Consider the following 24,610-nt stretch of genomic DNA (forward strand, 5'->3'; position numbering starts at 1 on the left):
TAGTTGCCATTTTCTTTTTATTTTGCCATAATTATATTATGATATTTTACTAGAGTTTTAAGAGGTGCTTTATAATGAAAAAAATCTTTATCCTTCTATTTTTTATTTTAAATATAAATATTTTTAGTTATAACTATGACGATTATTCAATTTTTATCCAAGGAAAAAATGCCTATGAACAGAAAGATTATATTACAGCTCAAGAAAATTTTGAAACTTTGATGAGAAGTTTTGGTTACTCTCCTATTTTAAAAAACAACTATGCTTTTTACTTTATTGGAATGACATATTATAAGCTTGGAGATTATGAAAAAGCTGTTTACTATCTACAAAAAGCTGTATTTACTTATAATAGTTCTTTTTTAACTAAGGAATCAAAATTTGAAAAAAATAGTTATCTTGCTGAAAGAGATTACTCTTTAGGGGATGCTCTTTTTAAAATTGATAATTCTGAACTAGGTGAAACATATCTTAAAAGATTGGATTATAACTATTATTCACCAAAAGCAAGTTATTTTGAAAAGAAAGCCTTGCTTTTACTTATGGAGAAAAAAAATGGTTTTGAAGATTACTATAATTTAAAATTTAATGAAGATTTAAAAGCTGCTGATAAATTATCTGATGATAAACTTTTAAAAGTTACAGAATATTTTTATAGTCAAAAAAAATTTGATAGTGCTATTTATACAGGAAAGAAAATTCTTTCTTCAACTTCAAAAGATTCAGAAATAAAGGAAAAAGCTATTATAGAAATTTTTAAAAGTTATCTTCGAGAAAAAAACTATAAAGAGATTATAGATATAGCAAATAAATATGATAAAATTATTGATTCAAATATTCTATTTTTCTATAAAGGACTTGCTTACTATAATTTAAAAGATTTTTCAAGATGCCTTTATTCCTTTGAAAATATAAAAGATGGAAAATATTTTCCTACAGCTCTCTTATATATTAGTGGAATTTACTACTCTTTTGGAGATTATAACAAAGTTATTACAACAGTAAATAAAATCTCCACTAAAAATATTATAGCTGATATTTTATTAGCTGACTCTTATTTAAAACTAAAAAAAGAGAGAAAATTTGAAGAAACAGCTAGAAAAATTATAAATAACTACCCTAATTCATATGAAGGATTATTTTTTGCTTTTATTTTAGAAAATAAAAATATGGATTTAGCCTCTCACAATGCAACTTTTAAAATAGGTTTAATTATTGACAACTTTTTAAATTCTACTAAAGATAATAGTGATGAGGTGTTTGATAAAATTAACTATTTAGAATTAGATAAATTATGTAATATATCTAAAATGCAAAATGAAGAGTTATTAAAAATCGAACTTCAAAATAGTAGTTTTGTAAATAAATATTCTATTTCAAATGGTGTTGCTATTACTAACATTTTAGAAAAAGGTAAGTTTTATGATTTAGCATATAAGAACTCTTCTAATTATAGAAAGGAATTTTTTAAATATAGAGATCTTATAAAATACAACTATCCTCTATATTATAAAGATATTGTTGATAACTGCTCTACAAAATATGATATTCCTCAAGAGCTTATATACACAACTATGCTTTTAGGAAGTAACTTTGATAGAGAGGCTATCTCTGAAAACTCTAAAATTGGTTTAATGATGGTTCCTTTTAAACACACTGAAGAGATTGATGAACTTTTAAAACCTGAAGTTAATATTGAATTAGGGGCTAGAAAATTAAAGGAGCTTTTAAAAAAATATAATGGGGATAAATTAAAAACACTTATTCATTACAATTTTGGAGAGCGTGTAGTAAAAAATATAAAATTCGATTTTGATGGAGATATTAATCTTGATACCATTTCTAACCCTCAAGAAAAATATGAGGTTCAAAACTTGATTATAACATATATCTTCTATAAAAAATTATATAATTTTTAAGATTTAAAAAGGAGAAAAAATGCGTGACACTAGATGGATTTATAAAAATAGTTCCAATGATATATATAATAATTTTAATTTAGATAAAGATATTACTACCTTGCTTTACAATAGAGATATTATTAATGGGGAAGATATTAAAACTTTTTTATATGGTGGAGTTGAAGATATTACCTCTCCGTTCTTGCTAAAAGATATAGATAAAGCAGTTGAAAGATTAGAAATAGCTAAAGAAAAAGGAGAGCCTGTTTGGATCTATGGAGATTATGATGTAGATGGAATTACTTCTGTTTCCCTTTGCTATCTTGCTCTTAAAGAGCTTGGTTACAATGTAAAATATTATATTCCCCTTAGAGACGAGGGGTATGGACTAAATATTGAAGCTCTCGATCATATAAAAAGTGAAGGTGGAACTCTTGTTATCACTGTTGACTGTGGAATCTCATCTCATAAGGAGATTGCTCATGCTAATGATATTGGAATAGATATCATTGTTACAGATCATCATGAGATAAACAATGGAAATCCCCCTGCTTTTGCAGTAATTAACCCTAAAAGAGAGGATAATGAATATAAGTTCAAATATTTAGCTGGAGTAGGAACAGCTTTTTTCCTTATCTCTGCTCTTTTTGAAAAAAACAGTTTAAAAGATGAACTGTATAAATATCTTGATATTGTAGCTATTGGAACTGTTGCTGATATTGTTCCTCTGCTAAAAGAGAATAGAATCTTTGTAAAAGAAGGGCTTGAACATCTTAGAAGAAGTAAATGGCTTGGTATCAATATGCTTATAAAAAAAATATTTGAAGACTATGAAACTAGAAAATTTAATACCTATGATATAGGGTTTATAATTGCTCCTATATTCAATGCTGCTGGAAGGCTTGAAGATGCTAAAAGAGCTGTTGAGCTTTTTATCGAAAAAGATCATAGAGTATGTTCAACTATAATTAATGAACTTCTTAGTAAAAATAGTGAAAGAAAAGAGATTCAAGAGGATATTTTCCAAAAAGCTGTGGAAAAAATTGAAAATGAAAAACTTTATGAAAATGCTGTCCTTATAGTTGGTGAGGAAGGTTTTCATCATGGGGTAATTGGAATTGTAGCGTCTAAAATCCTAGATAGATATTATAAACCTACAATTATTATGGAGATAAAAAAAGATGAGGGAATTGCTACTGCCTCTTGTAGAAGTATTGAAGGATTTAATATTATAGAGGCTATTAATAATTTTTCAGATCTTCTTTTAAAATATGGGGGACATAGCGGAGCTGCTGGTTTCTCTATTAAGATTGAAAATATTCCTGAATTTTCAAAAAGATTAAATGAACATGCTGAAAAAACTATTTCAGACATAGCTTTTGTAAAGCCAATTAAGATTGATAAACCTTTAGCTTTCTATAAGATCTCATATGATTTTCTTGATAAGATATCTCTACTTGAACCTTTTGGTTTTGGAAACTCATCTCCTATCTTTTCTCTAAATAATTGTCAATTTGACAATCTGAGATTGATAGGGAAAGATAGAAAACATATTATGTTAAATATTATAAAAGATGGATATGAGTTTAAAAATTGTGTTTGGTTTAATAGTGATGATATCTTTGAAGAGTTAGTTTCTCTTACAAATATAGATATAGCCTTTAAATTGAAACTTGAAACTTTTAAAGATAAGTATCAATATAAAATTTTTATTGAAGATATAAAAGAGAGTATCAATATTGAAAATAGCACTATACATAATTTTGATCTTTATGATACTACTTTTCCAATAGAAACAGTAATATATACAAGAAGGAAATTAGAGTCTAATGAGTTAAAACTAGCTTTTTCAGATGTTGGAATCACTGTTGCCAATAATAAAATGTACCTAGGAACATTGGATAATTCCACTGAATATCTTCTTACATCTTTAAAAAATATGTATAACCTTGATTTTAATGTTAAGTTAAAAGATGTTATTATGAAAGATGAAAACTACAATGTACATATTTTAATTGATAAAGATTACTCTTTTAGATCTTATGCTATTAAGCAAGGAGAACTTTTTAAAGAGATTAAAAACTTTTTAATTCAAGAGTTTCAGTATAACTCTATTCAGAAAAAAATATTAGCTTCTATATTTAAAGAGAAAAAAAATATTATTGCAAACATGAAAAGAGGAAGAGGGATACAAACTATAATTCAAACAGTAGGATTATATTTTAAAAATATTAATGAAAGAGCTTTGTTAATAACAGATGAAAATATAAATCAAAAAACTCTATCTTGTATAGATCTAAGCAATAAATATTCAGATAATTTTGATTTTTATATTCTTTTAAATCCAACTATAGATATGATAAAAAAAGTTGCAAATAAAAGATTTTTAATAATTTCAGAGGAAAATAATCTCAATATAGAAAATATCGAGATTATTAAAGATTCTTTCTCTATTCCTGAGAATATAATCTTCTCCTCTGAAAATGAGATTTTAAATAAGCAACATATTTTCTCTAAAAAACTTACATATGAAGAGAGAAAAAACATTATAAAAAATCTTTCAAAATATAAAACTATCTATTCTACTGAAGATATTTTATGTTATCTTTAAAGTCTAAAAGAGCTACTGCAACTGTGCAATAGCTCTTTCTTTTATTCTTTATTAAATTATTCTTTAATCCATTTCTTGTAAATTGCATCAACAATAAGTCCAATAGCATTATCTCCAGATACGTTACAAGCAGTACCAAATGAGTCTTGTGTAATGTAAAGAGCAATCATTATAGCTTGAAGTTCTTCAGTTCCAAGTCCAACCATATAAAGGAATGGTAGAGCTGTCATAATTGATCCTCCAGGTGCTCCAGGAGATGCAACCATAGCTATTCCAAGAGTAGCTATAAATGGAACTACTGTATTGATTGAAATAGGAAGTCCATTCATCATACAAACTGCAGTAGCACAAGCTGTAATTGTTATCATTGAACCTGCCATGTGAATATTTGCACAAAGTGGTACAACAAAGTTACGAATCTCTTCTGATATTCCATCAGCTTTAGCACATTCAAGGTTTACAGGAATTGTTGCTGCTGAAGATTGAGTTCCTACTGCTGTTGTATATCCAGGAATTTGATTTTTTAGAAGCATAAGTGGGTTTTTCTTAGAGATTCCACCAGCTACAAAGAAAGCAAATACTAGATATAGTAGGTGCATAATAATTACAATGATAAATACTTTCCAAAGAATTCCTAATATTGCAAAAGTTTTACCTGAACGAGTCATATCTATAAAAGTTCCACAGATATATAATGGTAGGAAAGGAACTATAATAGTATGTAAAACTTTATTTATAATAGCTGAGAAATCTTTCATAAAGTCATATAGAGTATTTCCAATCTCTTTTCCTCTCATTGTAGACATACATAATCCAAGGATAAATGCAAGAAGCACTGCTGCTAATGTATCTAATATTGGAGTAACTGAAAGACTAAGATATGGAGCTACTGAAATTCCAGCTGTTTTTGCAATTCTTTCTAATGCTTTTGGATCCATAAAGCTCATAAATAAACTATTTGCTACAAAGAATGATACAGAACCTGCAATTAAAGTTGATGCATAAGAGATTGCAGCTGTGATACCAAGAAGTTTTCCTGCTCCTTGAGTCAAATCAGCAATTCCCATTGTAACAAATGCTAAAATCATCATAGGGATAACAAATTTTAAGAACATACTAAATAAGCTAGATGCTGTTACTATTAAACGCCCAACCCATTCAGGAAGATACATTCCAATAAGAATACCTAAAATGATACCAATAATTAGTTTTGGCACAAGACCAATTTTGATTTTTTGTTTTTCCATTTTTCCACCTCATATAATATTTGAATTTTAACCCTTTAAAATTCTTAACAACTTAAATAGTTTTTTCATTATTTTATAATTGACTTTATAAAATAATTTTCTTTTATGTTCGAACGCATTAACAATAATACACCAAATAAGAGAAAATTGCAAGTATTTATAATATTTTTTTTTGAAATTGAACAAAAATATTTTTTATATTTTTATAAAATAATGAAAATATATAAAATAAATTTTTTATTGATCATATAAAAAAATTTTCTTTTTAAATATATTTGCTTTTTTCTTTAATTACTACTCTTCTTCAAATTTTCTTAATTTCTTTTTTTATTTATATTTTTAATTTTTAAATTATATTTTGTTTATAAAAGAAAAAGAGCTGTAAAGATTAATGAACAAAAATCATCAATCTAAACAGCTCCCATCTATTTAATTTACTTTTATTTTATTAATATATCAACTATATCTATTTTCTTCTCTTGTAATCCATTCTCTAATAAAAACTCTTGAGTATTTACCAAATCTTTAATATCACTCTCTTTTATCTCACTATTAAAATCATATAATGGATAAAGTTCCAATACCTCTTTCTCTGTTAATCCTGTATCTTCTGCAGTTATCTTAATAGCCTCATCAAAATTTGTATCAATAAACTTAACTGCATCATCATTTACTTTTAAAAATCTTTTTACTAATTCAGGATTCTCTTTTAAGAATTTTCCACTTACTGCTGTCACTACTAATCCTTCAACTAATCCCTCTCCATTTGTCACCACTGTTGCTCCATTTTTCATAGCTTTTAAAGCTACCGGTCCTGCAAGAAGTGCTGCATCTACACTTCCCCCTTGTAAAGCTGCCATAGCCTCTGGAAGTCCCATATTAATAAACTCTATATCCTCAACTTTTAAATCTCCCTTTCCTAAATAAGCTAATAGAAGTTGATGAAGTATTGTTCCCTTTGGTCCTGCTACTTTCTTTCCTCTTAATTCCTCTGGTGATTTAATTCCTGATTTAGTAAGAAGCATAAATCCTTTTGGAGATCTACTATATACATTTGTTATCTTTAAATCAACTCCATTTGATGCTGCTATTATTGCTGATGTTCCTCCTAATGCATGTAGAAAATCTAACTCTCCAGCTGCTAAAGCTTGTGTTTGTTCTGGTCCTGTTGTAAGCTCATGAAATTTTACAGAGATATTATCTTTCTTAAACTCCTTTCCAAACATATCCATATTTTTTTCAAGAATAGATGGAATATTAAGTGGAGATTTTACATAAGTTACATTGATCTCACTTACTTTTTCCTTTCCACAACCTGATATCAAAAGCATTCCTACTACCCCTAAACTAATTAAAATTTTCTTTATCATTTTTACCTCCAAATTTAACTATTTATTTTATTTAAAATCTCTTTTTTTAACCTGATCAGTTGAATATCCTCAATATCTCTAGGATACTTTTTATCTATCTCATAAGCTGAGATATTTCCATCATTTATCACTATTATATTATGTCCTATGCTTATTGCTTCATCTATATTGTGAGTTACAAATATGATTCCAACTTTTGTTTCCTCATATATTTTTAAGAGAGCATTTTGAAGTTTTAACCTTGTAAAATAATCTAGTGCAGAAAAAGGTTCATCCATTAATAGAGTGTCTGGAGAATAAGCCAATGCCCTTGCTATTGCCACTCTCTGTGCCATCCCTCCAGAAAGTTTACTTGGATATAGATTTTTACTTTCTAATAGATCAACCATTTTCAAATACTTATCATCTCTATCTTTAAATCCATGTATCTCAATATTTTCTTTAACTGTGAGCCAAGGCATCAATCTACTCTCTTGAAATACCATCCCAATTTTAGAACTACTTTTCTCCCCATTTTTATTATAAAAATCTATCTCCCCAGAAGTTATATTTTCCAATCCAGCTATTATTCTAAGCAAAGTTGTTTTTCCACAACCACTCTTTCCTAAAATTACTGTTATCTTATCATTATATATTTCTAAATCTATATTTTTTAAAACTTCCTTCTCCTTTTCTCCATCTTTAAATATTTTTTGTAAATTTTTAAGTTTATACATATTCTTCATTGTAGTCACCTCTCTTTTTCTTTAGATAACTGGTAACTAAATATGAAAATAGGTAGTCTGTTGCTATCCCTGTTACCCCTATAACTATTATCCCTAATACAACTATATCAGATCTTGAAATCTGTTGAGCATCAAGTATTAAATACCCTATTCCTGAAGATGCTGCTATTAATTCTGCTCCTATTATAGCTCTCCAACTATAACCTATCCCCAATTTTAAACCTATTAATATATCTGGTATTGAGTTTGGAAGAATAATTTTACAGAAAATATCTTTTTTTGATAACTTAAAAACCTGTCCTACTTCAATATATTTTTTATCACATTGAGATATTCCTTTTAAAACATTTAAAAACACAGGAAAAAAAGAGGCTAAAACTATTATTACTATCTTAGAAGTTTCCCCTATCCCAAACCATAATATTATCATTGGTATCAAAGCTAATGGGGGAGTGTGTCTTAAAAATTCAAATATACTTTTAAAATACATATATATTCTTGGGAATGTTCCAAAAAATATTCCTAAAGGGAGAGCTAAAAAAACTGTAATTGAAAATCCTATTCCTATTCTCTTTAAACTTATTCCTATATGCTTTATTAACTTTCCATTTTCTATAAGTTTTAAAAAAGATTCCCATATCTTTAGTGGAGAAGGAATTATATAACTATTCCATAGATTAAAAAATGATCCTATCCCCCATATAAGAAAGATAAGAGTAAAAATATATACTCCCTTTATATTTAACCTTTTCAAAAATTATCACCTTCTTTTAAATAATATAAAAATGCTGTCAAGAAGATTTGAACCTTCTATTCAGCATTTCTATATTAATTCTCCATATTCTATAAGATATATTTATCTAAATTTTCCTCTTCATTCTCTTTCTTAAATATCTTCTTAACAAAGTTCACATCTACATTTACTTTTTTCTTTTCCTCATAAGGTGCTTCATACATAACCTCTCTCAACAACTCTTCAATTACAGATGCCAATCTTCTTGCTCCAATATTTTCTATTTTTTCATTCATTTGAGCAGTCAATTCAGCAACTCTTTCAATAGCTCCCTTTGTAAAAGTAAGTTCTACATTATCAGTTGCTAACATAGCTTTATATTGTTCTAAAAGATTATACTCTACATCTGTTAAAATTTTAATAAAGTCCTCTTTCTCAAGGTTTTTAAGTTTTACTCTAACTGGAAATCTTCCTTGAAGTTCTGGCATCAAATCAGATGGTGAACTTTGAGTAAATGCACCTGCTGCAATAAATAGAATATGATCTGTTTTAACAGGTCCAAGTTTAGTCATTACTGTACTTCCTTCAACTATTGGAAGTATATCTCTTTGAACTCCTTGTCTTGAAACTTCTCCCTTTCCTACTCCATCTCTTTCTGCTATCTTATCTATCTCATCAATAAAGATTATTCCATTATTTTCAACATTATCTATCACTTCTTCATTTAAACTGTCTAAATCTAATTTTTTTTCTACCTCTTCATTAATAAAAATTTCAATAGCATTTTTTACATTAGTTGTAAGCTTTCTATTTTTTCCAGTTACATTTGACATCACTTGATCCAATATGCTTCCTATTCCAGATGCCTCATCTCCACCAGAAACAACCTCTATTATAGGCATCTCCATATCTTTTCTTGTTTTTTCTATCTCAATCTCTTGATCATCATAGATTCCTTGATTTATATCTTCCATTATCTTTTCTTTCTCTTCATCATTTAAAGAGTCATAAGGTTTTAAAATTTTAGCAACCTTTTCTAAAGCAATATCATATACCTCATCTCTCAGATCAATATATTTTTGCTCTTTCATCTTTCTGTAAGTTACAGATACAAGATCTTTGATTATACTTTCTACATCTTTTCCTACATATCCAACCTCTGTATATTTAGTTGCTTCAACTTTTAAAAATGGAGCATTGGCAATTTTAGCTATTCTTCTAGCAATTTCAGTTTTTCCTACTCCTGTAGGTCCCATCAAAATTATATTTTTAGGAGTTATTTCCTTTCTCAATTCCTCATTATCTATACTTTTTCTTCTATCTCTATTTCTTAAAGAGATTGCTACATATTTTTTAGCTTCATCTTGTGATATTATATATTTATTTAGTTCCTCAACTATTTTTTGAGGAGTAAGTCCTTTTATCATGTTATCTCCCTCAACTATTTATTTTTTACATATGTTTATTATATCACAAAGTTTTAAAAATTTTCATACTTTAATTAATAAGATTTTTAGATAGAACCATTTAAAAATGGAATAATATAGTTATATTATTTTTATTAAACTTTATAAGTTTTTCTTCTAATTCCTCTTTAATTATTTAATCTATTTAATGCTTAATTTTTAAAAATTATATAATTAATTTGTAACAATTAGCATTCACCGTTGCCAAAAATCTATAAAAATATAGAAAATTGTTTATTTCCTTCTTCATAGAATCCGATTTTGCCGTAGCTACTTTCGTTTGATATGACTCTCCAAAGGCTTAAATTCGGATACAACGAATCCTACACATTAGCATTTTCTTGTTTGTGAAATTATGCTAATTTATACACAGATAAATTTATTGCTGCGTTTAAATCTCTATCAATAACTGCTCCACAATGTGGACATCTATAAATTCTATCTTTTAGTTTTAAATCTCTTTTTATAGAATTACATCGACTACAAGTTTTTGATGATGGATAAAACCTATCTACTATAACTAGTTCAATTCCATTTAATTTTGATTTATAAGTTATATATTGTCTAAACTTATGAAAACATTGTTTTCTTACTGAATCAGATAGATGCTTATTTTTCATCATTCCAATAACATTCAAATCTTCTATTACAATTCTGTATGGTTTGGTTTTCACTATACTTGTTGTAACTTGATGAAGATGGTTATTTCTAATATTAACTAATTTTCTATGTATTAGTTTTGTCGTTTCCTCTAATTTTTCTATATTTTTAGTTTTTATAAATTGACAACTTCCTCCTTTCATAATTTTATTTAATTCATATTTTCTACTAATTTGCCTTTGTTTCTGTTTTAATCTTTTTTCTAATTTTTTAACTTCTTTAGTTTTATTGATATTTTTAAAAACTTTTCCATCTGAACAAACAGCTAAATCTTTTAATCCTAAATCTATTCCCAATGAAATATCTGTTAATTCTTCCTGTTTTTTATTAACTTCTACTCCAACAGATAGATACCAATATTTATTATCATAAGTAATTCTAGGATTATTATATTTAACATCCCTTGGTATTTGTTCATTTGTTTTTATCCAACCCACTTTTTCAATTAGTACTTTTTTCTCTTTAACTTTTAATTTTGAAGTATCATTGTAAAAACTAGGTTTGCTTTTCTTTTTGCTTTTAAATTTTGGTTTCTTAGCTAAACCTTTAAAAAATCTTTTATAGGCATTACAAGCATCTTTTACAGCTTGTTTAGCAACATTATTTGACACTTCATTTAACCAAATTAGTTCTGACTTTTTTAGTTGAGTTAATTCTTTTCTTATGATTCCATCGCTAATAAATTTTCCACCATTTCTATAATTTTCTTCTTGTTTTGTAAGAGTGTAATTATAGATAAATCTAGCAATTCCTACAGATTGCCACAATTTTTGTTCTTGCTCTTTAGTTGGATAAAGTCTAACTTTTTTTGCAAGTATCATTTTCTATTAACTCCTTAATCGTTTTTTATATTAATCTATATATCTTTAATAACAGTTCTCTCCCCCGCCAAGAAAGTCTTTTTCTATTTATCTTCTACTATTTAATTGTTTCAATTCTTCAAATATTATCTTACTTCCAAGGATAATATCTTCATATTCTATCTCTTCAGCTTTATTATGGCTCACTCCATCTTTACAAGGAATAAATACCATTCCAGTAGGTGCTATATCCCAAAACTTCATTGCATCATGTCCAGCACCACTATTCATAATCTTATGTTCTATTCCTAATTTAGTTGCTACTTCACTTAATTCATTTTTTAAATTTTCATCTAATTTTACTGGAATAGCCTTTGAAATATTATCCAATTCATAATTTAGATTTCTTTTTTTACAAACTTCATCTACAAATTTAACTATCTCATCATCTATTCTATCAATACTATCTTTCTCTACTCCTCTAATATCTAGCCCCATTTTTACTCTACCAGACACAACATTAAAAGCATTTGGATAATTTCCTAAATACCCTACTGTTCCTACACTACTATGAATAGATTCTCTCTTTGCTATATTTTCCAATTCAATAATTATCTCTCCAGCTGCACAAAGAGCATCTTGTCTCATTCCCATTGGTGTTGCTCCTGAATGATCTTGTCTACCATCTATTGTAAGCCAGTATCTTGTTGCTGCTGCTATGGAATTAATTATCCCTATTTTTAATCCTTCATCTTCTAAAATTCTACCTTGTTCAATATGAAGTTCAAAATAGTTTAAAACTCCCTCTATCTTTCTGCACTCTGGGTTGTAGCCTCTAAATCTTAATGCTTCATATAGAGATACTCTCTCTGTATTTTCTACTTTTTTCATCTTTTCAATTTGAAGTTTCTTAGTTATAAGTCCACTTCCAACTGTTGCTATTCCAAAAGAGCTAGATTCTTCACATCTAAAAGCTACAACTTTTAGAGGAATATTTAAGTTGTTATCTTTTATCCATTTTAATATTAAAAGCCCTGCTAATACTCCAGCTACTCCATCATATCTTCCACCACTTATAACTGAATCAAGATGTGAACCAATCAGATAATACTCACTGTAATTCTCACCATATACATATGTATTACCAACCTCATCACTAGAATATTTTAATCCCATCTCCCTAGCAAAGTTTCTAATAGCTCCGTGCATTACATCTTCATTTTTAGTGTAACCTAATCTTGTAACTCCTCCTGTTTCATCTGCACCTATTGAGTAAAGATAATCAAACCATCTTTTTATTACATCTATATCCAACATACTTCCACCTCCATCTTAGTAGGTGTATATTATATCATAAACTTCTAATAATGGAGAAAAGATATTTATCTATTTTACAATAACAAAATAACTCCAGCAAAAATCACTGGAGTTACTTGAAAATTTATTTGTTTTTTCTACCAACACTATTTGACAAAGAGCCAAATAAAACTACACCCTCTATCTTAGTTATTTAAGATTTTGGATGTAGCATATAAACAGATTACTAAAATTAATTATATTGAATTTTTCTTTTTTTATAAGTTTCAATAAATTCTAAAACAAAAGCTCCCATTATTCCAAATACAATTCCAAAAATAGAGACACCTAATAAGATAAATTTTGCTTTACTACTTGAATCGACAGCATAAATTGAGGATTTTTCTTTAATAATATTATTTAAGATAAGATTAAAATTATTTTCATCTTTTAATGTATCAAATCCTACTAATAAATTAGATGTATTAGTATAAATATCTGTAATTTTATTTTTTTCGATTACTAAAGTTGGATTAATAAATTTTATAAGTTCTCCTAAGTCTGTTTTATCAGATATCATATTTGAATGAGTAATTAAAATATTTTCTATTTGTTTTTCTATTTTAGCTAATTCATTTTTAGATTTTTCATTTTCAGATTTAATAGTAGAATATTTTTCATCTATATTCTTCACTATATCATTTTCTATTTCATCTTTTAAAATTAAAAGATAAGTATTTATAATCTCTTTTTGAAGTAATTCATTTCTTTTCATTTCAACTTCTAAAGTATAGCTGTTTAATTTTTCATCAAAATTTATTTTTATAATCTCTTGTAAAAATTTTACTTTAGAATAATCATCTTTAGGAGAAGTCTCTTTATACATCTCTTCTAATTCTTTTATACTGAATAATTTATTAATATATTTGTCATTAAGTAAAATATTATTAGGATTTATTTTATTTAAAACTATCTTTGATTTATTAAAAAAATAATCTTTTTCAGCATAAGAATAATCAATAGAAAACTTCTTAGCTAAAATAAATGGTTTTACACTTCTATAATATAATGCTCCTCCAAGTCCAATAATAGTAAATAGGACAAAAGATATTATTATAAAAAATTTTCTTTTAACTAAAATATCTATTATCTCAAAAAGATCAATTTCATCATCTTCTATATAAGTTCTCTCTTGTAACTCATTCATTTGTTTTATTCTCCCCTTTTTCTATAAAATAATTTTTTTACAAAAATACCTAATATTACTATGTATAAGAATACTACTTTTTTCATATCTTGTCAATAAAATATTGATTTAATTGATTCTTTTAATATAATTTATCAAAAATTTTTCTTGATTTTGTAAAAAAATAATGAGACAAGTAAATTTTAATTATAAAATCAAATTATTACACTAATAATTAATGAATTATTTACCTATCTCATATATACCTATTTTAATTGTTATCTTGCTCTTTTTTTAATACTTTAGATTGTACAAACTTTACTGTATCTTTTGGTTCTATCTCTTTTGTTTCCTTACTATTAAATACACCTATCTTCTTTTTCTTTCTCTTTTGTAAAATAAAGTTCCCCTTATTTTTAAACTTTATCTCTTCATCCATTGCCACTATATCACCTATAAGATCAAAAAAAGTTTCTACTTCTTCTCTTGCCTCTTGAAAAGTTAATTCTTCATTATCTCTTTCTTTTCTTAATCTTTTATAATAGTTGACAAACTCCTTTGTATTCAAGTTTATCCCTCCATTTCTGGATTCTCTAATTTTTCCAACATCTTCTCTCTAGGACGAAATTTTATAACTTTCTTATCTTCAGTTGTTATTATCTCCTTTGTTGAAATATTAAATACTCTCTTTGATTTTAATAGTTTCTTTTCAAAGATTCCCCAATCTTTAATTATAAGTTTTTCATCTGTATCTAAAGCATAGAAAATAGAATCCCAAAGAGTTTCAAAACTCTCCTTTGCTTCTCTCATACTTTTTAAATTTCTTCTTTCTTTATATAATAATAGAAATTCTTTCTCTGTCATGATTTTTACCTTCTAATTTTTTTTAAATTAAAATAATATTGAAATAAATAACTATAAATTATTTTTATTTCACTAAAATACAAAACACAAAGTAAAACTAATAACAAAGTTCCAAATATAATATTTAAAATAATTTTATTACAAAATGATAAATATAAACTATAAACAAAAATTAAAATTGAAATACAATAAAGTCTTTGTAATTTAAAATTGTAATCTATTAATTTTTTTGCAAAATAAGTTCTCATAGAAAAAAATAAAATATATGCAATTCCTGTAGAAATAGCTGCACCTTTAGCTCCAAACTTATGAACTAATATCAAATTTCCAATAATATTAAAAGTTGAAACTATTACTGAAATTATTATATGATATTTTGTCTTTTTACTAAAATTTATACCTAAAACTGTTGTTTCTGAAATAGAATACATTATGGGCATAAATACTAAACACGGCATAATCATTGATGCTAAATAATAATTTTTTCCAAGTAATAAAATTATTAAATTCTTACTCATTAAAACAACTATAGCTAACAACAACATTATAAAAGAAATTCCATTAAAAACTTGTTGAAAAAATAGTTTATTTTCAGGCTCTTTACTAAACTTCTCATATGCAACTGGAATCCAAAACATAGTAAAACCAGTTTGAACAACATTTATTAAGGCTATTATTTTAAATGCTCCGGCATATAATCCTAATTCAGTTAAACTTGAAAACATTTTTATTGCTATCTTATCAGCTGATTGAAATATCCAGCTTAATGACATAGTTATTACAAGAGGATAACCATATTTAAATAATTCTTTTGTATTTATACTTAATTTTTCTTTTGTATTTCTTAACCATATTTCTTTTTCAAAAATTATAGATAATAAAGTAACAATTATAATGGAAAATACACTAGCTAGAACTAATATTCTATAAGAATTTCCATATATTTTATAAATTATTATAATAGAAATAAAATTAAATACTTGTTGTAAAATTTGTAATAATGAATATTTTAAACCTTTTTTATTCATTCTTACAACTAAAAAAGAAAAAGTATTTATTATATAAAAAAATAAATTTATCGTTAAAGCTATCATCATTTTAATATCTACTTCTTGAAAAATAAAATTACTTATCTGATTTTGAAAAATAACTCCTATAAAAAGTAGTATGATAAAAAATATTAATGGATATTTTATAGAAGTATACAATAATAAAAATTTATTTTTTTCTTCATAATAATATCTTATAAATCCTTGATCAAATCCTAGAAGAACAACTAATAAAGATAAATTAATTATTAAATTAAATAAAGAAAATATTCCATATTGATCTGGAGTTATTATTCTTGTAATTATTGGAACAGTAAAAAATCCAATAATTAAACTTACATATCCACCAATAGAAAATGATATAAAACTTTTTATCAAATTGCTTTTCATTTAATTTTCACCCTAATTAATTTTTCATTCATTTTTTTTATTGTTTGTTTTAAACCAATTATATATAAATTCTTTATTAATTTATATAATATATTTTTTGTCAATATATCTGTTTTTTTCTGCCCATGATTATTTAAAAACTTTCTTTCAAACTCTTCAAATTTCTTTTCTTTTTCTGTATGCCAAGAACCTGAAAAATGATGAATCGTATAAGTATTTTCTGTGCATTCTATTTTCCCTGTTTCATAACTTTTAGGACAAAAAATATCTTTTGGATATAAAGTAAATCCTTTTACTGTTTGCTTTTGATTATTTAATTTTAAACCATGACTAAGACAAATATTAGTTATTGATGTAACATTTGTGGTTAAGTCCATATCTCCATTTTGTTTTATAAAAGTCCTATTATTATAATCATATAACAATTCTTTAAATAAAGGAAAATCTTTTTCACAAGCCATAATCCCCGTTGGAATTGCATCCTCTCTTTCAAATCCTGAAAATGCTTTATTTCCTAAAAAAATATCTAAGTTTTTAAGGACTTCTACATCTGTATCCATATATATTCCACCTTGAGTTATCATAGCATAAAGTCTTACATAATCTGTTATAAACGCCCATTTTTTACATTCATATGCTTCTTTTACATATCTATTACAATTTAAGTCAAAATTTTTCTCATTCCATTCTATAATCTCATAATCTGGACAATATTTTTTCCAAGATTCTATACATTTTATTGCTAATTCTGGTAAAGGATTTCCTCCAAACCAACAATAATGAATTTTTTTAGGTATCATAATCTTTCCTTTCTTTATTTTCTTATATAAATATTAGATTTATTGCTAATTTTTTTTGCTGGAATACCACCTATTCTAATATTAGATTCAAATGAAGAGTTTACAACACTATTTGCTCCTATCATAACATTATCACCTATATTAATTTTTCCAAATATCTTTACACCTTGATGAATATCACACCATTCTCCTATTCTAGCCTCAGGATTAACTATAATCAGACCAAAATGATTTATACGTAACCCTCCTAAAAATACATTGATTGGAATTTATAACCCTAGTTTCAAACTATATTTTTTATGCAAAAATGAATAAAATTTTTTCATAAAAAAATTATTTGTACAATTATTATAAAATTCATATTTTCTTAAGATAATTTCAAATTTCCAAATTTCATCTCCAAAAATACTTGGAAATTTTTTAGTTATTCCAAGCGCTTTTTTATCCATTGCTAAATATTTTTTTTAATCTTCTTTATTTTTTATCATTTAATCTTTATTTCTCCTTATTCTATTTGAATAATAACAAAAAGTTAATATAGCTATTATTGCATATATTCCTGTTGCTTCTGTTAACCATGTTATACAAATAACAACAATTGTATAAAAAAAATAAATAAAGTTTTTATTATTTTTATTATTATAACAACAATAAAAATAAATTAAAGCTAAAACCATTGTAGTTATAATTCCTGTTTCATATAGGTGATGTAATATTTGATTATGGGCACTTAAATTTTCTAAAACTTCTTTATCAGGATAAATTGCCTTTATTTGAAAATAGTTTGTATCAATATTCATACCATAACCAAGTAATGGCTTTTCTTTTATTTTTTCCAAAACTTTTTCCCAAATAATTGTTCTTCTTGTAAATGTTATATCTTTATGTAAAATATCTACTATTAAGAATTTAAAATAATTTTGGATTTTAAAAATTATAATTCCTATAAAAAGTGTCAAATACCCTATAAAAAAATTAAATGGAGTTAATATCTTTTTTAACCATTTAAAATAACTTAATCCTAATAATAGTATCAAAGAAACAATACAAGTACCTGACTTAATTATTATTCCTGTTAAAATTATAATAATAAAATAACTTATTAAAAAAAATTTTAATTTTGACGTTCGATATTTTTCATAATAAATTTTAATAAAGCAAAATCCTACTGAAAAAGGAATAGCTAATTGATTTTTTCCTCCTAAAAAATAATAACTTGTTGAATATTGCGACGATGTATCTTTAAATAAAATAGTATCAAAAAAATTTATCATTATTAAACTATAAAATAGCCAAGAAAAAGCTATTATTAATAAATCTTCATTTTTATGTATTCCAATACTAATAAGTAAAATTGTTCCTATTATTGGATAACTTACCATAATAATACTTCTAATACTTCCATTATTTACAATAGTTGTTATCAAGATTAAAATAAAATATATTGACATTAATATTAATAATTTTAAATCTTTTTTATAAATTTTACTTTTTAACCAATATCCTAATATAAATAAGAAAATCACTCTTGAAAAATTAATATATATTTTCTGTAAAATTTGATTTTTATTTAATATTTCATAATTAAAAAATCTATTAATAAAAAATATTCCTATCATATAAAATAAAATATTTATAGTTTCTTTTTTTAAAGTTAATTTTTTCATTTTTTCACCTTAGATAAACTAAAATTATAAAGAATTTTACATAAATTCATATTTATAAAACAAATACTAGCAAATATTTTTGTAATTTTTTTTGATTTACTATAAAAATAAAAATATATCAAATTTTTTCTAATCAGCTCTTGTAATTTCAACATTATATTCTTGTTATAAAAATCTTCTAAAATCATTCTTTCATAAACTTTACAACAAGAATATACAATATTAGCATATTCATATTTTTTATACATAGGATAATATTTTTCTATAAATTTACTTCTTTCTATTGTTGCATCTATACTATCTAAATGTTTAATATTAAATTTAGAATTCATTATACTTCCATTAACTTGTCTATAATAATAAAAACTTTTATTCAATACAATAGTTTTGCTAGATAAATGCAATAATTTATATGTAGTAAAAGTATCTTCATGATATTTTCCTAAAGGAAATTCAAAATTTTTAAATAATTTCTTTTTATATAATTTTCCCCAGCTAGTAGTAGTTATATTTCCCAAAAAAACTAATTCTTTTATTTGATATTCATTTTTATAAACTCTTAACTCATCTTTTGTATTTTCTCTTATAAATGTTTCATCCTCATTACAATAGATTGTTCCACACTCAACTATATCAGCATTATTTTTTTTTAATGCTAATAACATTTCTTCTAGCATTTTTTCATCTATAAAATCATCACTATCTAAAAAAGTAATATAATCTCCTGTTGCAATTTTTAAGCCAGTATTTCTAGCACCTGACAAACCTTGATTTTTTTGATGAATGACTTTTATTCTAAAATCTTTTTTAGCATAATCATCACATATCATACCAGAACTATCTTTTGTTCCATCGTCTATAATAACAATCTCTATATTTTTATATGTTTGCTTTAAAACACTTTCTAAACATTTAGCTATATATTTTTCCACGTTATAAACTGGAATTATTACAGTTATTTTTTCTTCCAATTCTATTTCACCTTAATTAATTATTATATTTTTCTAAATATTTTCTTATTCTCTCTGAAGTCCTTCCATCTCCATATGGATTATTTGCTCTTGACATTTCTTGATACAATTTTCCTTCTAAAAGTTTCATATATTTTATTACATTTTCATATTTTATTCCTACAAGTTTTGCTGTTCCTGCTGCTATTGCCTCTGGTCTTTCTGTAGTATCTCTTAATACTAATGTAGGTTTTCCAAGACTTGGTGCTTCTTCTTGTACTCCTCCTGAGTCTGTCATTATGTAATGCGCTCCATCCATTACTGCTATAAACTCTAAATATTCTAATGGTTCTAATAATATTTTTCTATCAAAATCATCTAATACTTTATGAACTACTTCTCTCACTAATGGATTTAAGTGCATTGGAAATACTAAATATAAATCTTCATGTTCTCTTAAATAATCTTTTACAGCTGTAAGAGTTTCCTCCATTGGTTGTCCCCAATTTTCTCTTCTATGCATAGTAATTAAAATATATTTTTTATCTAAAAGATTATATTTTTCTTTTATCTTCTCTATATCTCTACTTTTATTTTTCTTTACCCAATAAAGTGCATCTATAACTGTGTTTCCACACTTTAATATCTTTTCTTTAGGATAATTTTCTTTCAAAAGATTATCTACATTTATATCTGTTGGTGCAAAATGAATATCTGCTATATTTCCAACTAATTTTCTATTTGCTTCCTCTGGAAAAGGAGAATATATATTTCCTGTTCTAAGTCCTGCTTCTATATGCCCTACTGGCACTTGATTATAAAATCCTACAAGTGCACCAGTTAGAACAGAAGTTGTATCTCCTTGAACTAATATATAATCAAATTTCTCTTTTTTTACAATTTCATCAAGTTTTATTATCAGCCTTCCTGTAAGCTCTGAAAGTCCTTGTCCTTGTTTCATTATTTGTAAATCATAGTCAGGTTTTATCCCAAATAAATCAAGTACTTGATAAAGCATTTCTTTATGTTGTCCTGTTACAACAGCTTTAATATCTATTCCATTATTTTTTAATTCATGATAAACAGGAGCCATTTTTATAGCTTCTGGTCTTGTTCCAAATATTAAACCTACTTTCATTTTATTCTCCTACTCTATTAATAAATTCTAATAATTTTATTTCTTGATTTTCCCAATATAAATCCTTCTCTTTTTTATATTTTTTTATGTTCTCTTGTAGTTCTAAAATAGTTTTCTCATTTATTTTTTCTATTTTTTTCTTGATTTCTTCTGTATCATATGGATCTACAACTATACCTATATTATTTTTTTCCACAAAATCTCCTAATAATGTGTATTTTGCAAAAAAGCATGGTTTTTCAAATAAAATGCTTTCAAAAAATTTATTTGAAATTGCAAATTTAACATTATAATCTTTATTTGGATATACTGCCCAAATTAAATCTGTGTCTAAATAAAATTTTTTGATTTCTTCATATTTATATTCATCTATCATAAATATATTCTTTAGGTTTTGTTTTTTAATTAACTCTTTAAATTTATAATTTTCTGCTCCTTTTCCTATTAAGTAAACTTCAATATTAGAACTTTCTTGAATTGAGAATAGCAAATTTTTCATTGTTTCAAAATATCTTAAACTTCCAATAAAAGATATTCTTATTTTTTTTCGTTTTTCTAATTCAATTTGTTGTTTTATATCAATTTCTTTTAAAGGTAAATTTTCTAATAATAGTTTTCTTCCCTTGTATTGACTATATAATGGAATAAAAAATCTTGAAGCAAATATTATTCCATCTACTTTTTTTAACATCCATTTTTCTAATATTAATAAAACTTTTAATATTAACTTATTTGAACTAGTTGGGATATCCAGATTTTCATATACTATTTTCCCTTCAAATTTACTTAAAATCGTTAATAATAACATATCCCATTGTGAAGCAATTATTATATCTGGATTATATTCATTTATTACTTTTTTTATAAACAACAAATAATTTTTCATTCCTAACAATTTTTTTATTTTCTTTCCATATCCTTCATTACTAGAATATACATAATTTTCACTATCTTCTACTTTTCTATTTTCTCTATTCCAAGCACAAAATTTAACTTCATATTTTTCTTTTAAAGAATCTATAATTCTTCTATTTCTTGTATTTATAAAATAAACACCGTCTATTAATAATATTTTTTTCATTCTACCCTCTCTCATGGTTGTTTTTTATATTTAATCACTCCGTTCAAAGCATAGTTTATAAAATAGTATATACTTTGAAATAAATTTAACTTTTCATATTTCCTATAAATATTCCATGTCCATATTGCACTTTTTACTTTATTTGAAGATACACTTATCTTCCCTATTCTACATAATGAATCATATTCTTCATTTCTAATAGAAATATTTCCTTCTCTTAAAATATCTAAAAAGAAAGCATAATCTTCATGTTTTATATTAGGTATCAGATTTTTTATTATTTCTTTTTTTAATACCATAGTCATTGTTTTAAATTGATTTCCTAATAATAACTTTTTATAATCAATCTCTTTATCTGTTGTTACTTTTTTTATAATCTCTCCATTTAAATTACAAAAATAATAATTACCATGACTTATTTTTAACTTTTTTTCTTTCATAAAATTAATTTGCTTTTCCAATTTATTTTCATACCATAAATCATCACTATCTAAAAAAGCTATATATTCTCCTTTTGCTTCTTCAATGCCTTTATTCCTAGTTATAGCTGGTCCACTATTTTTATCATTTTTTAAATACTTTATTCTTTTATCTTTTTCTAAATATTTTTTTATAATTTCATAACTATTATCAGTTGAACAATCATCTATCAATAACAATTCCCAATTAGAATATGTTTGATTTAAAACAGATAAAATAGTTTCCTCTAAATAATCTTGAGCATTATACACTGGAGTTATTATGCTTACTAATGGTTCCATCAATATGCCCCCTTCTTAGAAATTACATTTTTAAATGTTTTTATTGTTATTATTATATCCAACCATAACGACCAGTTTCTTATATAGTACAAATCCAATGCTATTCTCTCATTGTAATCCTCTACATCTGATCTTCCATTTGCTTGCCACATTCCTGTAATTCCAGGTTTTACCATAAATATCTTCTTACTTGTTTCCTCTCCATAATACATTTCCACTTCTTTTTGTACTATTGGTCTTGGTCCTACAAAGGACATATCTCCCTTTAATACATTAATAAATTGTGGAAACTCATCTAGTGATGATTCTCTTAAAAATTTTCCTACCTCTGTTATTCTAGGATCATCTTTAAGTTTAAAGTTCTTGTAAAACTCTTCTCTTATCTTTTCATCCTTAGCAAGCATCTCTTGCAATCTCTCTTCTGCATCTACATACATACTCCTAAACTTATACATCTTAAATGGCTTCAGGTCTTTTCCTATTCTTGTGTGATAAAATATTGCTTTCCCACCATCTTTTTTTATTTTTGGAGCATAAATCAAATACAATATTCCTAGTACTAAGCAACCAGCAATCCCTGTACAAATATCAAAACTTCTCTTTAAAAATCTATTTATCTGTCTATTCATTCCATTGTAAGTTGATATTAACATTAACCCATCATAATCTTCTATCTCTGAATTAAATGTATATACTCCATTTAACTCTGGAGTAAACTTAATATTTCTTACTTTTCCATCTAACTTATTAATTATCTCTAACATCTGCTTATTGTCTGCTAATGGCATTGCTATAATTACTTCACTTATTCTTTTATCAGATATTATTTGCTCTATATCTTCATAGTTTCCTAGAATTTTATCTTTATCTATACAAACCTCTTGTTGAATCCCAAGCAGATTATTTGCTGAGATATATCCTTGTAAGTTATACATAGTAAAGTTATTTTCTCCTATTATCCTTGTTAATTCTCTTGCTGTATTTCCTACTCCTATTATCAATAGTCTTTTCTCTAGTAATCTAATAAATTTTCTTCTGATAAATTTTATTATTAAAATGTTAAAAAATGTGAATGTTATTCCTACTACCAAATGAACTGGGATATATTTAACTCCCCAAAATGCTATATCATTTATTAGCATCACAAGCAAATATTCAATATGAACTCTAATCTGTTTTCTCAGTTCTTCCCATATTAGTATTGTTTTAAAGGAATACATATTTTTAGTAAGGTTTAAAATTAGGTAAATAAAAAAGGTGTTATACATAATTCTATCTGGTACATTAAATAATTTATTAACTCCAAAATAGAATATAAATTGTAAAATTATCATTAGTATTTTTACACTTTGCCTCTTCAATGTTCTTCCCCTTTACTGTTTTATTATTAGTTCGCCTTTATACAATTAGAAGAACTTTTTTCTTTTCTAAAGCTTATTTTTCCATTTTTATAATCTGTTTAATTTATTAAAAAGATCTATTTAACTAATATTTTATTGACAAGATATGTAAAAAGTAGTATTCTAATAAATAACGATATTGAGTATTATGCGTTTATTTGTATAAAAACGAACTCTTTAAAAATAAAAAATCCCTTTAAACTAATTTTTTTAGTTAAGAGGATTTTTTTGTCTTTTATACTATCATTTTTTTATAAAAATTTAAAGTTTGTCTTTTATAAGTTGCAAAACTTTTTAAAAAACAATAATTTACCAGTACAAAAGAAAAAGAACTGTATAAACTAACAACTTTTTATCATTAGTTTAATACAGTTCTTTATTTTTAGCGGGTGTATAATTTTTGGTGTTGGTACTTAAAATGTATTAACACCTTTTTTACTTTTTTGTAAAAAAAAGATGAGACAAGTAAATTTTCCTGATAAAATTAAGTCGCCAAACAATAATTAAAGGAGGTC

Annotated in this window: 20 protein-coding genes; 2 read left to right on the forward strand and 18 right to left on the reverse strand. The window is 25.1% G+C overall.

The window, feature by feature from the left end; all coding sequences use genetic code 11:
- The first annotated feature begins 74 nt into the window (after window positions 1–74).
- Window positions 75–1,919, forward strand: a complete 1,845-nt coding sequence (locus I6E31_07750; protein MCF2639864.1) for a transglycosylase SLT domain-containing protein — start codon at window positions 75–77, stop codon at window positions 1,917–1,919.
- Window positions 1,920–1,938: 19 nt separating this feature from the next.
- The gene (gene recJ / locus I6E31_07755) at window positions 1,939–4,512 is read left to right on the forward strand and encodes a single-stranded-DNA-specific exonuclease RecJ (GenBank protein MCF2639865.1); all 2,574 of its coding nucleotides are present in this window, start codon (window positions 1,939–1,941) and stop codon (window positions 4,510–4,512) included.
- A gap of 56 nt (window positions 4,513–4,568) precedes the next feature.
- On the opposite strand, the gene I6E31_07760 is transcribed toward recJ, so the two are convergent.
- From I6E31_07760 to I6E31_07845, 18 genes are all read right to left on the reverse strand, one after another.
- Window positions 4,569–5,759, reverse strand: coding sequence for a dicarboxylate/amino acid:cation symporter (locus I6E31_07760; GenBank protein MCF2639866.1), 1,191 nt, complete (start codon window positions 5,757–5,759; stop codon window positions 4,569–4,571).
- A 440-nt stretch (window positions 5,760–6,199) separates the two neighbouring features.
- Complete coding sequence (locus I6E31_07765; protein ID MCF2639867.1) at window positions 6,200–7,129, reverse strand: NrtA/SsuA/CpmA family ABC transporter substrate-binding protein; 930 nt, start codon at window positions 7,127–7,129, stop codon at window positions 6,200–6,202.
- Between the two features lie 14 nt (window positions 7,130–7,143).
- Window positions 7,144–7,863, reverse strand: a complete 720-nt coding sequence (locus I6E31_07770) for an ATP-binding cassette domain-containing protein (GenBank protein MCF2639868.1) — start codon at window positions 7,861–7,863, stop codon at window positions 7,144–7,146.
- Window positions 7,838–8,608 (reverse strand): ABC transporter permease, encoded by a 771-nt coding sequence (locus tag I6E31_07775; GenBank protein MCF2639869.1) that lies wholly within the window; start codon window positions 8,606–8,608, stop codon window positions 7,838–7,840. The genes I6E31_07770 and I6E31_07775 overlap by 26 nt, the downstream gene beginning before the upstream one ends.
- Before the next feature lie 89 nt (window positions 8,609–8,697).
- Complete coding sequence (gene hslU / locus I6E31_07780) at window positions 8,698–10,014, reverse strand: ATP-dependent protease ATPase subunit HslU (protein ID MCF2639870.1); 1,317 nt, start codon at window positions 10,012–10,014, stop codon at window positions 8,698–8,700.
- Between the two features lie 392 nt (window positions 10,015–10,406).
- A complete protein-coding gene (locus I6E31_07785; GenBank protein MCF2639871.1) occupies window positions 10,407–11,534 on the reverse strand; it encodes a transposase in 1,128 nt (375 codons plus the stop codon).
- A gap of 87 nt (window positions 11,535–11,621) precedes the next feature.
- Complete coding sequence (locus tag I6E31_07790) at window positions 11,622–12,830, reverse strand: M20 family metallo-hydrolase (GenBank protein MCF2639872.1); 1,209 nt, start codon at window positions 12,828–12,830, stop codon at window positions 11,622–11,624.
- Between the two features lie 232 nt (window positions 12,831–13,062).
- A complete protein-coding gene (locus I6E31_07795; protein ID MCF2639873.1) occupies window positions 13,063–14,016 on the reverse strand; it encodes a hypothetical protein in 954 nt (317 codons plus the stop codon).
- A gap of 250 nt (window positions 14,017–14,266) precedes the next feature.
- Entirely contained in the window at window positions 14,267–14,563 is a 297-nt protein-coding gene (locus tag I6E31_07800) for an HU family DNA-binding protein (protein ID MCF2639874.1), read from the reverse strand.
- Window positions 14,564–14,565: 2 nt separating this feature from the next.
- The gene (locus I6E31_07805; GenBank protein ID MCF2639875.1) at window positions 14,566–14,859 is read right to left on the reverse strand and encodes an HU family DNA-binding protein; all 294 of its coding nucleotides are present in this window, start codon (window positions 14,857–14,859) and stop codon (window positions 14,566–14,568) included.
- A gap of 5 nt (window positions 14,860–14,864) precedes the next feature.
- Complete coding sequence (locus I6E31_07810) at window positions 14,865–16,298, reverse strand: oligosaccharide flippase family protein (protein MCF2639876.1); 1,434 nt, start codon at window positions 16,296–16,298, stop codon at window positions 14,865–14,867.
- Entirely contained in the window at window positions 16,295–17,098 is an 804-nt protein-coding gene (locus I6E31_07815) for a glycosyl transferase (GenBank protein MCF2639877.1), read from the reverse strand. Before I6E31_07815 ends, I6E31_07810 begins: the two co-directional genes overlap by 4 nt.
- Window positions 17,099–17,586: 488 nt before the next feature.
- Entirely contained in the window at window positions 17,587–18,765 is a 1,179-nt protein-coding gene (locus I6E31_07820; protein MCF2639878.1) for an O-antigen ligase family protein, read from the reverse strand.
- On the reverse strand, window positions 18,762–19,724 hold the full coding sequence (locus tag I6E31_07825; protein ID MCF2639879.1) for a glycosyltransferase family 2 protein: 963 nt from the start codon (window positions 19,722–19,724) through the stop codon (window positions 18,762–18,764). Before I6E31_07825 ends, I6E31_07820 begins: the two co-directional genes overlap by 4 nt.
- Window positions 19,725–19,752: 28 nt before the next feature.
- Window positions 19,753–20,853 carry a UDP-N-acetylglucosamine 2-epimerase (non-hydrolyzing) gene (wecB, locus tag I6E31_07830; protein MCF2639880.1) on the reverse strand — a complete coding sequence of 367 codons (1,101 nt, stop codon included), beginning with the start codon at window positions 20,851–20,853 and terminating at the stop codon, window positions 19,753–19,755.
- Between the two features lies 1 nt (window position 20,854).
- Complete coding sequence (locus I6E31_07835; protein MCF2639881.1) at window positions 20,855–21,934, reverse strand: glycosyltransferase; 1,080 nt, start codon at window positions 21,932–21,934, stop codon at window positions 20,855–20,857.
- Between the two features lie 11 nt (window positions 21,935–21,945).
- A complete protein-coding gene (locus tag I6E31_07840) occupies window positions 21,946–22,695 on the reverse strand; it encodes a glycosyltransferase family 2 protein (GenBank protein ID MCF2639882.1) in 750 nt (249 codons plus the stop codon).
- Window positions 22,695–24,056 (reverse strand): sugar transferase, encoded by a 1,362-nt coding sequence (locus I6E31_07845; protein MCF2639883.1) that lies wholly within the window; start codon window positions 24,054–24,056, stop codon window positions 22,695–22,697. The genes I6E31_07840 and I6E31_07845 overlap by 1 nt, the downstream gene beginning before the upstream one ends.
- Window positions 24,057–24,610: the final 554 nt, after the last annotated feature.

Origin of the sequence: Fusobacterium varium (assembly GCA_021531615.1) — a bacterium.
In the GTDB taxonomy this organism is placed as follows: Bacteria; Fusobacteriota; Fusobacteriia; order Fusobacteriales; family Fusobacteriaceae; genus Fusobacterium_A; species Fusobacterium_A varium_C.

Excerpts from the sequence above, each read along its gene's own strand:
- I6E31_07750 (MCF2639864.1), top strand. The coding sequence starts at position 75 with ATGAAAAAAATCTTTATCCTTCTATTTTTTATTTTAAATATAAATATT.
- recJ (MCF2639865.1), top strand. The coding sequence starts at position 1,939 with ATGCGTGACACTAGATGGATTTATAAAAATAGTTCCAATGATATATAT.
- I6E31_07760 (MCF2639866.1), bottom strand. The coding sequence starts at position 5,759 with ATGGAAAAACAAAAAATCAAAATTGGTCTTGTGCCAAAACTAATTATT.
- I6E31_07765 (MCF2639867.1), bottom strand. The coding sequence starts at position 7,129 with ATGATAAAGAAAATTTTAATTAGTTTAGGGGTAGTAGGAATGCTTTTG.
- hslU (MCF2639870.1), bottom strand. The coding sequence starts at position 10,014 with ATGATAAAAGGACTTACTCCTCAAAAAATAGTTGAGGAACTAAATAAA.
- I6E31_07785 (MCF2639871.1), bottom strand. The coding sequence starts at position 11,534 with ATGATACTTGCAAAAAAAGTTAGACTTTATCCAACTAAAGAGCAAGAA.
- I6E31_07790 (MCF2639872.1), bottom strand. The coding sequence starts at position 12,830 with ATGTTGGATATAGATGTAATAAAAAGATGGTTTGATTATCTTTACTCA.
- I6E31_07795 (MCF2639873.1), bottom strand. The coding sequence starts at position 14,016 with ATGAATGAGTTACAAGAGAGAACTTATATAGAAGATGATGAAATTGAT.
- I6E31_07805 (MCF2639875.1), bottom strand. The coding sequence starts at position 14,859 with ATGACAGAGAAAGAATTTCTATTATTATATAAAGAAAGAAGAAATTTA.
- I6E31_07810 (MCF2639876.1), bottom strand. The coding sequence starts at position 16,298 with ATGAAAAGCAATTTGATAAAAAGTTTTATATCATTTTCTATTGGTGGA.
- I6E31_07815 (MCF2639877.1), bottom strand. The coding sequence starts at position 17,098 with ATGATACCTAAAAAAATTCATTATTGTTGGTTTGGAGGAAATCCTTTA.
- I6E31_07820 (MCF2639878.1), bottom strand. The coding sequence starts at position 18,765 with ATGAAAAAATTAACTTTAAAAAAAGAAACTATAAATATTTTATTTTAT.
- wecB (MCF2639880.1), bottom strand. The coding sequence starts at position 20,853 with ATGAAAGTAGGTTTAATATTTGGAACAAGACCAGAAGCTATAAAAATG.
- I6E31_07835 (MCF2639881.1), bottom strand. The coding sequence starts at position 21,934 with ATGAAAAAAATATTATTAATAGACGGTGTTTATTTTATAAATACAAGA.
- I6E31_07840 (MCF2639882.1), bottom strand. The coding sequence starts at position 22,695 with ATGGAACCATTAGTAAGCATAATAACTCCAGTGTATAATGCTCAAGAT.